An 11228-nucleotide genomic window follows, 5' to 3' on the forward strand; every position below is an offset into this window, starting at 1 on the left:
GCGTACCCGTGCGCCTCTACGGTCGGCCCGACCCCCACGGGACCACTCCCCCGGGAGGCTCCCCACGGGCCCCCGCGGGATCCCCACGGAAGGAGCGCCATGAAAGCTGCAAGGCGAAGAGTCGCTCTGATCATGACCACCCTGGCCTCACTCGGGCTGGCCACCCTGGGAAGCAGCACCGCCTCGGCACAGCCGCCGGCGCCGCGGGCGGAAGCGGTGCAGACAGGACAGGTGCAGGCAGGACAGGCACGGGCGGCGGCGGGCCTGGAGGAGGTCGCCGGCTTCGGCTCCAACCCGGGCGCGCTCAGCATGTACCGCTACACGCCGGAAGGGCTGCCCGCCGGCAGCCCTGTCGTGGTCGTACTGCACGGCTGCACCCAGGACGCGCCCACGTACTTCGAGGGCGCGGGCTGGCAGAGCGCCGCCGACGCGGGCGGCTTCGCCGTCGTCGCCGCACAGCAGGAGCAGGGCAACAACATCAACAAGTGCTTCAACTGGTTCCAGTCCGGTGACGCCTCACGGGACCGGGGCGAGGCGCTGTCGATCAAGCAGATGGTGGACCGCACGGTCGCCGACCTCGACGCGGACACCTCGCGGGTGTTCGTCACCGGGCTGTCGGCGGGCGGCGCGATGACGTCCTCGATGCTGGCCGCCTATCCGGACGTCTTCAGGTCCGGGGCCGTCGTCGCGGGCCTGCCGCACGGGTGTGCCGCCACCGTGGCCGAGGCGTTCACCTGCATGAACCCGGGTGTGAGCAAGTCGGCGGCCCAGTGGGGCGACCTGGCCAGGAACGCCGCTCCGGACCACTCGGGCGCGCGTCCCACCGTGTCGGTCTGGCACGGCACGGCCGACACGACCGTCGTCCCCGCCAACGCCGCCGAGTCGGTGAAGCAGTGGACGGACGTGCACGGTGCCGACCAGGAGCCGGACGGGACGGAGGAGCTGACGGGCGGCACTACCCGTACCGACTACACGAACGGCGACGGCGACGTCGTCGTACGCGACTACTCGGTGCAGGGCATGGGCCACGGCACCCCCGTGAAGCCGGACGAGGGCTGCGGAACGGCCGGAGCGCACTTCCTCGACACGATCTGCTCCACCGGTCACATCACCGCCGACTGGGGACTGGGCGGATAGCGGGAGAGGCCGACGCGTCCGGCCGGGCACCTGACGGCCGGTACGGCGGGTACGACGACCGCGGGGCGGGCCGTGGGGCCGGAGCACGAAGCTCCGGGCCCACGGCCTTCCTGCGGCCTCTCCGTGTCTGCGCGGAGGTGAGCCGGCCGCTCAGCCGGTCGGTCGGCCGGCCGCTCAGCCGCCGGCCGCTCAGCCGTCCCTGTTCCTTGCCGCCCTCGCCGCCAGTCCGGCGGCGGCCAGCAGGGACACAAGCGCGACGCACCAGAGGACAGCCGCGGCACTCTTGGCCACTTGAGACGCCGCGATGCAGGCGCCGGCAGCCAGGAGCAGACCGGCGATTGTCCGCTGTCGCTTCACCACGAACTCCCCCTCCCCTCACGCCCGCCGTGTCGCTCCCGGACGGGCATCGGTACTCACCGGCAGGCCACCGTCAGCCGCGGTCGTCCCGGGTGCCGCCGCCCGTGAGATGTGTGAAGGCGTCGAGGTTGCGGGTCGACTCGCCGCGGGACGTGCGCCAGTCGTACTCGCGCCGGATGGCGGTCGCGAAGCCCATCTCCAGCAGTGTGTTGAAGGAGCCGTCGGCGTTCTCCAGCACGGCGCCCAGCAGCCGGTCGACCTCCTCGGGAGTGACGGCGCTCAGCGGGAGGCGGCCGGCCAGATAGATGTCGCCCAGCTTGTCCAGGGCGTAACTCACCCCGTAGAGGCGGGTGTTGCGCTCCAGGAGCCAGCGGTGCACCGCGGCGTGGTTCTCGTCGGGGCAGCGGACGACGAAGGCGTTGACGGAGAGGGAGTGCCGGCCGACGACCAGGGAGCACGTGGTGGAGAGTTTCCGCGTGCCGGGGAGCGTGACGACGTAGGTGCCCTGGGCCGGGCTCTCCCACTCCACCTCGGCTTCGCGCAGGGCCTGTTCGAGCGCGCCCCGCGCTCTCGCGGAACCGTCGCCGGCCGCCGCGTCCGGTGTGCCGTCCTTCGCCTCAGCCATGAGCCGATCGTAGGCGACGGCGCTGATCGTGCAGCGCTGAGGCGTAGACCTCGAGCGTGCCCGCCGCGGCGGCCTCCCAGCCGAAGCCCTCGGCGTGCCGAGCCGCCGCCTCGCCCATGCGGTCGGCCGGCCCGTGCGGGCCGTCCGGCGTGGCGCTCCCTCCCGGGCCGGGGACGAAGTGCCGCAGGGCACGTGCGTACTCCCGCGGGTCGTGCCCCTCGACGAGGAAGCCGCTGACACCGTCGCGCACCGCGACGGGCAGACCGCCGACCGCCGCGGCGACGACAGGGGTGCCGCACGCCTGCGCCTCGACGGCGACCAGCCCGAACGACTCGCTGTAGGACGGCATCACCAGCACGCTGGCCGCGCGGTACCAGTCGGCCAGCTCCTCCTGCCCCACCGGCGGCCGGAAGCACACCACGTCCGAGATGCCGAGCTTGGCGGCGAGCTTGTGCAGCCGCTCCGGCTTGGCGAGTCCGCTGCCGCTCGGTCCGCCCACCACCGGGACGAGCATCCGTCCGCGCAGTGCCGGGTCCTCGTCCACGAGCTGCGCGACGGCGCGCAGCAGGATGTCCGGCGCCTTGAGGGGCTGAATACGCCCGGCGAAGAGAGGGATCAGCGCGTCCTGCGGCAGTCCGAGCCTCGCGCGTGCGGCGGCCCGTCCGTCGGCGGGACGGAATCGTGCCAGGTTGACACCGGGGTGGACCACGGCGGTACGCGCGGGGTCGGCGTCGTAGTGCCGCACCAGATCGCCCGCCTCCTCGGCGGTGTTGGCGATGAGGCGGTCGGCCGCCCGTACGATCTGCGTCTCCCCGATGACGCGGGCCGCGGGTTCAGGGGTGTCGCCGTCCGCGAGGGCGGCGTTCTTCACCTTCGCCATGGTGTGCATGGCGTTGACGAGCGGAACGCCCCAGCGCTGCGCGGCGAGCCATCCGACGTGTCCCGAGAGCCAGTAGTGGGAGTGGACGAGGTCGTAGTGGCCGGGCCGGTGGCCCGCCCACGCCTGCATCACGCCGTGCGTGAACGCGCACAGCTGCGCGGGCAGGTCCTCCTTGGACAGCCCTTCGTACGGGCCGGCGTCGATGTGCCGTACGAGCACACCGGGGGCGAGTTCGACGCTGGGGGGAAGAGCGGCGGTCGTGGCGCGGGTGAAGATCTCCACCTGGGTGCCGTGCTCGGCGAGCTGCCTGGCGAGTTCGACGATGTAGACGTTCATGCCGCCCGCGTCGCCCGTGCCGGGCTGGTGCAGCGGTGAGGTGTGCACGCTGAGCATGGCCACCCTGCGCGGCCGGCGCGAGGGCCCGGGCAGCCGCAGCAGGGGCCGCTGCTGCTGGGGCAGCCGGGCACGCATCTGGCCCAGCCGCGCTATGTACTGGCTCACGGGCGGTTGCCTCCTCGGTGGCTCCTGTGGCGTACGTCGCGCAGAGCCTCAAGGGCCCGTGGGAACAACACCGGAGGGTCGGCTTCCCATTTCCGTTTTGCCGAATCGTGACAACACCGCCGCACGCCCGGCCCGCGGCCCCCTGCCCGTACGCTCTTGCCATGGCCGCCCGCTCTCCTGCCCGTCCCGTCGGGACAGTGACGCGCGGCACCACCAACCCCAACAGGCTGCGGCGCATGGACCGGTGGATCGCCTCGGCGCTCGGCCCCGCGCTGCGCCGTTCCGCCGCGCCTCCCCTGGCGGTCGACCTCGGCTACGGTGCGGCGCCGTGGACCGCCGTCGAACTGCTCGGCCGGCTGCGCGAGGTGCGCGCGGACGTCCGTGTGGCAGGCGTCGAGATAGAGCCGGAGCGGGTCGCCGCCGCGCTCCCGTACGTGTGCGAAGGGCTGACGTTCATACGCGGCGGGTTCGAACTTCCCCTGCCGGAGGGGCCTCGGCCGGTGCTGGTCCGCGCCGCCAACGTGCTGCGCCAGTACGACGTGGCGGAAGTCACCCCCGTGTGGAACCGTCTGCGCGCACATCTGGCGCCGGACGGGCTGCTCATCGACGGCACCTGTGACGAGATCGGACGGCGCCACGTGTGGGTGGCGCTCGGAGCGGACGGGCCGCGCACGGTCACCTTCGCCGCACGGCTGGCCTCGCTGACAGTTCCCTCCGACCTCGCGGAGCGGCTCCCCAAAGCACTGATCCACCGCAACGTCCCCGGCGAGCCGGTCCACGCGTTCCTGCGCGACTTCGACCGCGCGTGGGCGGCGGCATCGCCCTACGGGGCGCTCAGTGCCCGGCAGCGCTGGATGCGTGCGGCGCACGCCCTGGCGCAGCACTGGCCCGTGACGGACGGCCCTCAGCGCTGGCGGCAGGGAGAGATCAGCGTGCGCTGGAGCGCGCTCGCTCCTGGCGGCCGCGTGTGCTGAGCCGGGAGCCGGCCCGGCCCGCATGCCCGCCGTACAGCCGAGGCTGTCCGACGAGCATGCGGACCGGGTCTCAGGCTGCCGCCCTGCTCAGCTCACCGCGGCCGAAGAGAATCGCGTACCCGGGGGGCAGGGAGGCGAGGACGCGGTCGGTCAGCTCCTCGCCGCACACGCCGGCCGCGACCGACAGCACCGAGCTCACGTGCCAGCGGGCGGTGGCGTGCGTCGCGCCCTCGACGCGGTCCGCGACGCAGTCGACGAACTCCGAGGCGGAGAGCGGCTTGGTGGCCGGGAGCTGGAAGGCCAGCGCCTCCGCCGCCGGCGCGGGAAGCCGCTGCGCCAGTTCGGCGCGGACGTCCGGAGCCACGTGCCCGCCTGCCTCCGAGAGCACGATCCGCACGATCCGCTTGGCCTCGTCCTCCGAGGCGTAGCGGCCGTATTCGGCCACCCTGGCAACGAACTCGCTCCACCGCATACCTGTGTGTTCCTTCCTTCGGCTTACGTGACATCGGCCCTCGGGCCTTGCGCCCCGAGGGCCGGGAAGAGATGTGCAGCAGGGTGGCTTTCCGGGGCGGGCGTAAACTTCTGCCTGCTCAGCCGCCCGCGCCGGATGACCCTCACCTCTTGTACTGCGGATTGTACCGTTTCTTGCTCAGCCGGCGATCTGGTGGGTCCCCGAATCGCCGCCGCTGATCTGGATCTTGCGTGGTTTCGCCTGCTCGGCGACCGGAATGCGAACCGTCAGCACGCCCGCGTCGTAGGAGGCGTCGATCCGGTCGGAATCCAGGGTGTCGCCGAGGAAGACCTGCCTGCTGAATCTGCCCGAGGGGCGCTCCGCGGCGATCAGTTCGGCGTCACCGGGGGCCGGTGAGCGGCGTTCGGCGTGCACCGTGAGGACGTTCCGTTCGACGTCCAGGTCGACGGCCTCCGGCGCGACACCGGGCAGATCGAAGTGGATCACGAACTCGTCACCCGCGCGGTAGGCCTCCATCGGCATGCCCGCGGGGCGTGCCTGCGTGCCGAAGACCTGCTGTGTGATGCGGTCGAAGTCGCGGAACGGGTCGGTACGCATGAGCATCACTGTTCATCTCCCTCCATGGATTGCACTTCCGTGCGATGCCCTGTGCTTTCTTATATACACCGACCCGAGGAAAGTTGACAAGCCGGGACTCAAGGTTATGAACAGCGGTCACGGCATGGGATGCGTCACATGTGGAGGCACATGTGGCCTGGGCTGATGCCACAGCCGTCCGAAGGCGGCACGGGCCACCTCGACCTCCTGCCGCTGGTCCGCGTGCAGCACCCCGAGCGCGTACGCCGTCGCGGGCGCGATGCGCGGCGTACGGGCGGCTGAGGCGGCCGCCTCAGCCGCCTCCACGGCGTCACGGTGACTGTCGAGCACAGCACGGGCCGAAGCCGGCCAGGACCGCGCACCGTCCGCGTCGTCGGGGACGGCCCGCTCCGCATTCAGCAGAACCTCTTCGGCATACCCGTGCAACCGCAGCAGCACACGCACCTCGTGCCATGCCGCGTCCTCGCGCATCCGCGGCCTCCGTACGGTCACCGGCCGCGAGAGGGCGCCGTCCTGGCCCGCCACGTCGGCCTGCGGAAGCCGGAGTGCCCGGACCGCCTGGACGAGCCGCTGCCGGGCCTGGTCCGCCGGCGGCACCAGCACCTCGGCAGCCGTCCGCCCCGGCGCCCCGTCCGGTGCGAGCGGCACCTCGGAGGCCAGCACGGCCACCGCGTCGGCGACCGCGTGGAAGCGGCCGGAGACGAGCGCCTGGAGTGCCGCCGAGTGCGCACGCGTACGGGCGAGGGTGAGCTGCCGCTCCAGCAGGGCGCCCGCCCGGGCGGCACCCGCGGGCAGCAGGGTGTCCGGACCGCCGCCGCGGACTGCGGCGCCGGCGGAGCGCCCGCCCTCGCCGCCGGCCGCGCGCCTGCCGGAGCCGGTCTCGCTCCCGTCGCCGCCGGAGTCGCCGACGAGCCGGTACAGGGCACCGTGGAGCCGTTCCAGCCGGTCGGCGAGAAGGTACTCACGGGAGAGCGTGTCCGAGAGCCAGCGCAGTTCCACGGCGAGCCGGTCCGCCCACGCCGCGTCCAGCAGCGAGCGGTAGGTGTGCAGGGTGCCGCCGAGACGGCGGCCCGTCCGCCGCAGGCCGCGCACCGCTTCGGCTGCCTGGGGGGCCGTCTCCGCGCTGCCCGCGCTCTCCGAGTGCCTGCGCAGGCTGCGCAGGAAGTCGGCCGCCCATGCCTGCAGGGCTCCGCCGAGCATCTCCGCCGCGTCCGCCGTCTCCACGTTCGCGGGCCGTGCGGCGGGCGCGGCGGCGGGCGTCCCCGCCGGCACCGGAGGCAGGACCGGACTCGGCGCGTCCCCCCTGGCTCCGGGCGGGGTCCGGGTCGCGGGCCCGGCGGCTCTCCCGCCCGCGGCCCCGGCTGTTCTCCCGGCCGCGGACCCGGCCCCGGCGCTGCCGCCGCCGCGGTCGGCTCCCCCGCGGACGGGAGGCAGCAGCCGGCCCTGACCGGCTGTCTCCCCTTGCCCCATCACAGTCCCCTCACGGGCTCACGGCACTCACCGCGCTCCCCCGGCCCACCCCGCGGGCCGTGCGCTCGTAAGTCCTGTTCGTGCGTCATGCCGCCGGACCACGTCGTCTTCTCCGGCGCTCGATCAGCGATTCCTGGACGTTGCGCAGCGGCTGTCCGTCCGGGTCGTGGGCGTGCCGCGTCCAGTCGCCGTCCGGGCCCAGGTGCCAGGAGGCGGTGTCGTCGGCCATGCCCGTGTCCAGCAGCTTGATCAGTGAGGCGCGGTGCGCGGGGTCGGGAACACGCACCAGTGCCTCGATGCGGCGGTCCAGATTGCGGTGCATCATGTCGGCGCTCCCGAACCACACTTCCGGCTCACCGCCGTTCCCGAACGCGAACACTCTGGAGTGCTCCAGGAACCGGCCCAGCACGCTGCGCACCCGTACGTTCTCGCTCAGCCCCGGCACCCCCGGACGCAGCGCGCAGATCCCCCGCACCCACAGGTCGACGGGCACTCCCGCCCGGGACGCCCGGTACAGGGCGTCGACGACGGCCTCGTCGACGATGGAGTTGACCTTGAAGCGCACAAAGGCGGGATGCCCCGCACGGTGGTGGACGATCTCCCGCTGGATGCGCGCGACCAGCCCGTCCCGCAGCGACGTGGGTGCCACCAGCAGCCGCCGGTAGGTCTCCCGGCGCGAGTACCCGGACAGCCGGTTGAACAGGTCGGACAGGTCCGCCCCGACGTCCTTGTCCGCGGTCAGCAGCCCCACGTCCTCGTAAAGGCGTGCCGTCTTGGGGTGGTAGTTGCCCGTGCCGACGTGCGCGTAGCGGCGCAGCGTCTCGCCCTCCTGCCGCACCACCAGCGACAACTTGCCGTGCGTCTTGAGTCCGACGAGTCCGTGCACGACGTGGCAGCCGGACTCCTCCAGCTTGCGCGCCCACCTGATGTTGGCCTGCTCGTCGAAGCGCGCCTTGATCTCGACCAGGACCAGCACCTGTTTGCCGGACTCCGCCGCGTCTATGAGGGCGTCGACGATCGGTGAGTCCCCGGAGGTGCGGTACAGCGTCTGCTTGATCGCCAGTACGTGCGGATCGGCGGCGGCCTGCTCCAGGAACGCCTGCACGGAGGTGGAGAAGGAGTCGTAGGGGTGGTGCAGGAGTACGTCCCGTTCGCGCAGCGCGGCGAAGATGTCCGGCGGCTGCGCGGACTCCACCTGCGCCAGGTCGCGCTGCGTGCCGGCGACGAAGTTCGGGTACTTCAGCTCCGGCCGGTCCAGGGCCGAGACGATCCCGGACAGTCCGGTCAGGTCCAGCGGGCCGGGCAGCGGGTGCACCTCGGAGTCGGAGACGTTCAGTTCGCGCACGAGCAGGTCCAGCACGTACTCGTCGATCGACTCCTCCACCTCCAGCCGTACGGGCGGTCCGAAGCGGCGGCGCAGCAGTTCCTTCTCCAGCGCCTGGAGAAGGTTCTCCACGTCGTCCTCCTCGACCTCCAGATCCTCGTTCCGCGTCACCCGGAACATGTGGTGGGCCAGCACCTCCATGCCGGGGAAGAGTTCCTCCAGATGGGCGGCGATGACGTCCTCCAGCGGCACCCAGCGATGCGGCGACGCCTCCAGGAAGCGCGGGAGCAGCGGCGGAACCTTCACACGTGCGAAGTGCTGCTGGTCTGTGACGGGGTTGCGTACGACGACGGCCAGGTTGAGTGACAGCCCCGAGATGTAGGGGAAGGGGTGCGCCGGGTCGACGGCGAGCGGCGTGAGCACGGGATAGATCTGCTGCCGGAAGAGGGTGAAGAGGCGGGCCTGCTCCTTCTCGGTCAGTTCGCCCCAGCGGATCAGGTGCAGTCCCTCAGCGGCGAGCGCGGGTGCTGTCTCCCGCTGGTAGCAGCGGGCGTGCCGCGCCATCAGTTCGCGGGAGATGGTCCAGATCTGCTCCAGCACCTCGCGCGGCTGCAGCCCGGACGCCGAGCGGGTGGCGACACCGGTCGCGATGCGCCGCTTCAGACCGGCGACGCGGACCATGAAGAACTCGTCCAGATTGCCGGCGAAGATCGCGAGGAAGTTCGCCCTTTCCAGCAGGGGTACCTCCTGGTCCTCGGCGAGTTCCAGCACACGCTCGTTGAAGGCGAGCCAGCTGCGCTCCCGGTCCAGGAAGCGATCCGGGGGGAGGTCGTCGGGGTCCGTCTCCCCCGCGTTCCGTCCGGGCGCCGGGTAGACGTCCGGGTCGGCGTCGAGACCGGGGTCCAGTCCGGCGGCCTGTCCGGCGGTTCCGTCCGCCGTCCCGGCGGGTGGGAGGGAGTAGGGAGCGGGTGATGCGGCACGTGACACGGGCTCGCTCATGACCCCATTGTTCCCCGCACCGGCCGATCCGGTACGGGTGGCGTGAGGGCGAGCGTACGGCTGCATTCGACGATGCTCGCAAGCACGTCTGAATCAATGGTTACGCGCACATGGCGCTCAGGCGAGCGCCACGCCACGTGCGCGCGATCACTGAAGCGCGCGGCACACGGAGCACCGAGGGGCGGGGGAAACGGGGGAGGCGGTCAGGTCAGATCAGGTCTGGTCAGGTCTCCGTGCGGTACATCAGGTCCGTCTCGTACGTGCGGAACCCCAGCCGCTCGTAGACGCGGACGGCGGCCACGTTGTCGGCGTCGACGTAGAGCATCGCGGTCGGCAGCCCCCGGTTGCGCTCCAGGTGGCGCAGCCCGACGGCCGTGAGGGTCCTGCCCAGCCCGCTGCCCTGCGCGGCGGGTGAGACACCCAGCACATAGACCTCGCCGAGCTGGTCCGCGCTGTGCACTTTCGTCCAGTGGAAGCCGATCAGCTCACCCTCCTGCTCGGCCAGGAAGAAGCCCGCCGGGTCGAACCACGGTTCCGTCTTCCGGTCGTCCAGGTCGCGCTGGGTGAGGCTGCCCTGTTCGGGGTGGTGGGAGAAGGCCGCGGCGTTCAGCGCCAGCCACGCGGTGTCGTCCTCGCCGGGCCGGAAGGTGCGTACGGTCACGCCCTCCGGCAGCACCGGTTCGGGCAGTGCGGGGGTGGAGGCGCCCGTGAGCGGGCGCCGCATCTGGCGCAGCTCCCGGAAGAGCGCCATGCCGAGCACCTGGGCGAGGTGGCGTGCCGCGGGGTGGCCGCCGTGCGCCCACACCCGCAGCCTCTTGCCGGACTCGTTCAGCAGCGCCTGCCCGAGCTGCCGTCCGTACCCGCGCCCGCGGTGGTCGGGGTGCACGACCAGTTCACCGGTGGGCGGTTCGACGGGGTCGGTGTCCTCCAGCTGCGCGTACCCGAGGAGTTGACCGTCCCGCCGCAGCAGCAGATGCCGGACGCCGGTCCGCAGCCCTCCGCGCAGATGCAACCACCCCTGCTCCGACAGGGGTGACTGACCGTCCGTACCGATCGACTCGTCGATCAGCGTCTGCACGTCCCGCACGACTTCGGCCGACGCCTCGCTCACTACCACCACGTCGCTCATGGGAGAAGACCCTACGAGAGGCACGGGCCGCTGTACTCCCCGGCCACGGGAACCCGTGCCCCCGACCGTGAATCCGCGGGCGCGGAACGCCCTTTGCGGCGCTTCAGACGGCCGAGGAGTACGGGACCTTGCCGCGGGCCTCCCGCAGCGCCAGCGCCCACCACTCCAGCTGCCGGAGCATGCCCTTGGCGGCGGCGCCGGTCCCCTCCTCGTCGCGCGGCCGGCCGTCCTCGGCGAAGCGTTCCCAGGCCATGTGGAAGCTGAGGGTGTCCCGGACGGTGACCGCGTGCAGTTCGGGGAAGACCTGCCGGAGCTGCTCGACGGCGCGCTGGCCGCCTGCCATGCCGCCGTAGGAGACGAACCCGACGGGCTTGGCGTGCCACTCGCTGCTGAACCAGTCGATGGTGTTCTTCAGCGGCGCCGGGAAGCTGTGGTTGTACTCCGGGGTCACGATCACGAAGGCGTCGGCGGCGGTGAGCCGCCGGGAGAGGCTGTCCCGGACCCGTGCGACGCGGGGCGGCAGTGAAGCACGGAAGTCCGGGAACGAGACGGGCAGTTCGTGATCGGCCTCGGCGAGGTCGATCACGTCCACCTCGTAGCTGCCGTGCTTCCTGGCCTCCGAGGCGAACCAGTCCGAGACGGTCGGGCCGAAACGGCCGGAGCGGACACTGGCGACGATGACCGCGAGGCGCAGCGGCTTGTTGCTTTCCATCGGAACTCTCCTGGGTCACGGTGTCCCCCGCACGTGACGTGCGCGAGCTGA

The 11228-nt window shown here is 72.1% G+C and carries 10 protein-coding genes; 2 read left to right on the top strand and 8 right to left on the bottom strand.

The window, feature by feature from the left end; all coding sequences use genetic code 11:
- Nucleotides 1-99 precede the first annotated feature (99 nt).
- Entirely contained in the window at nucleotides 100-1137 is a 1038-nt protein-coding gene (locus H343_RS28450; RefSeq protein ID WP_051264460.1) for an extracellular catalytic domain type 1 short-chain-length polyhydroxyalkanoate depolymerase, read from the top strand.
- 430 nt (nucleotides 1138-1567) lie between these two features.
- Here the strand turns inward: H343_RS28450 and H343_RS0102505 are convergent, their stop codons facing one another.
- Nucleotides 1568-2119 carry a type III secretion system chaperone family protein gene (locus tag H343_RS0102505; protein ID WP_028429853.1) on the bottom strand — a complete coding sequence of 184 codons (552 nt, stop codon included), beginning with the start codon at nucleotides 2117-2119 and terminating at the stop codon, nucleotides 1568-1570.
- Nucleotides 2112-3500: a D-inositol-3-phosphate glycosyltransferase gene (gene mshA / locus H343_RS0102510; protein ID WP_028429854.1), complete on the bottom strand. Its 1389-nt coding sequence runs from the start codon at nucleotides 3498-3500 to the stop codon at nucleotides 2112-2114. Before mshA ends, H343_RS0102505 begins: the two co-directional genes overlap by 8 nt.
- 161 nt (nucleotides 3501-3661) lie before the next feature.
- Here mshA and H343_RS0102515 point away from each other — a divergent pair, with 161 nt between their 5' ends.
- On the top strand, nucleotides 3662-4474 hold the full coding sequence (locus H343_RS0102515) for a hypothetical protein (RefSeq protein WP_028429855.1): 813 nt from the start codon (nucleotides 3662-3664) through the stop codon (nucleotides 4472-4474).
- Nucleotides 4475-4544: 70 nt separating this feature from the next.
- Here the strand turns inward: H343_RS0102515 and H343_RS28455 are convergent, their stop codons facing one another.
- From H343_RS28455 to H343_RS0102545, 6 genes are all read right to left on the bottom strand, one after another.
- Entirely contained in the window at nucleotides 4545-4946 is a 402-nt protein-coding gene (locus H343_RS28455; RefSeq protein ID WP_051264461.1) for a DUF2267 domain-containing protein, read from the bottom strand.
- Nucleotides 4947-5123: 177 nt separating this feature from the next.
- Nucleotides 5124-5549 (bottom strand): Hsp20/alpha crystallin family protein, encoded by a 426-nt coding sequence (locus tag H343_RS0102525; RefSeq protein WP_028429856.1) that lies wholly within the window; start codon nucleotides 5547-5549, stop codon nucleotides 5124-5126.
- Nucleotides 5550-5660: 111 nt separating this feature from the next.
- Nucleotides 5661-6815 (bottom strand): CHAD domain-containing protein, encoded by a 1155-nt coding sequence (locus tag H343_RS28460; RefSeq protein ID WP_486586752.1) that lies wholly within the window; start codon nucleotides 6813-6815, stop codon nucleotides 5661-5663.
- Nucleotides 6816-7098: 283 nt separating this feature from the next.
- Nucleotides 7099-9336, bottom strand: a complete 2238-nt coding sequence (locus H343_RS0102535) for an RNA degradosome polyphosphate kinase (protein ID WP_028429857.1) — start codon at nucleotides 9334-9336, stop codon at nucleotides 7099-7101.
- 223 nt (nucleotides 9337-9559) lie between these two features.
- Entirely contained in the window at nucleotides 9560-10465 is a 906-nt protein-coding gene (gene mshD, locus H343_RS0102540) for a mycothiol synthase (RefSeq protein WP_028429858.1), read from the bottom strand.
- Nucleotides 10466-10568: 103 nt separating this feature from the next.
- Complete coding sequence (locus H343_RS0102545; protein WP_028429859.1) at nucleotides 10569-11177, bottom strand: NAD(P)H-dependent oxidoreductase; 609 nt, start codon at nucleotides 11175-11177, stop codon at nucleotides 10569-10571.
- Nucleotides 11178-11228: the final 51 nt, after the last annotated feature.

The sequence above is a fragment of the Streptomyces sp. TAA204 genome (assembly GCF_000424965.1).

Excerpts from the sequence above, each read along its gene's own strand:
- H343_RS28450 (WP_051264460.1), top strand. The coding sequence starts at position 100 with ATGAAAGCTGCAAGGCGAAGAGTCGCTCTGATCATGACCACCCTGGCC.
- H343_RS0102505 (WP_028429853.1), bottom strand. The coding sequence starts at position 2,119 with ATGGCTGAGGCGAAGGACGGCACACCGGACGCGGCGGCCGGCGACGGT.
- H343_RS0102515 (WP_028429855.1), top strand. The coding sequence starts at position 3,662 with ATGGCCGCCCGCTCTCCTGCCCGTCCCGTCGGGACAGTGACGCGCGGC.
- H343_RS28455 (WP_051264461.1), bottom strand. The coding sequence starts at position 4,946 with ATGCGGTGGAGCGAGTTCGTTGCCAGGGTGGCCGAATACGGCCGCTAC.
- H343_RS0102525 (WP_028429856.1), bottom strand. The coding sequence starts at position 5,549 with ATGCTCATGCGTACCGACCCGTTCCGCGACTTCGACCGCATCACACAG.
- H343_RS0102535 (WP_028429857.1), bottom strand. The coding sequence starts at position 9,336 with ATGAGCGAGCCCGTGTCACGTGCCGCATCACCCGCTCCCTACTCCCTC.
- mshD (WP_028429858.1), bottom strand. The coding sequence starts at position 10,465 with ATGAGCGACGTGGTGGTAGTGAGCGAGGCGTCGGCCGAAGTCGTGCGG.
- H343_RS0102545 (WP_028429859.1), bottom strand. The coding sequence starts at position 11,177 with ATGGAAAGCAACAAGCCGCTGCGCCTCGCGGTCATCGTCGCCAGTGTC.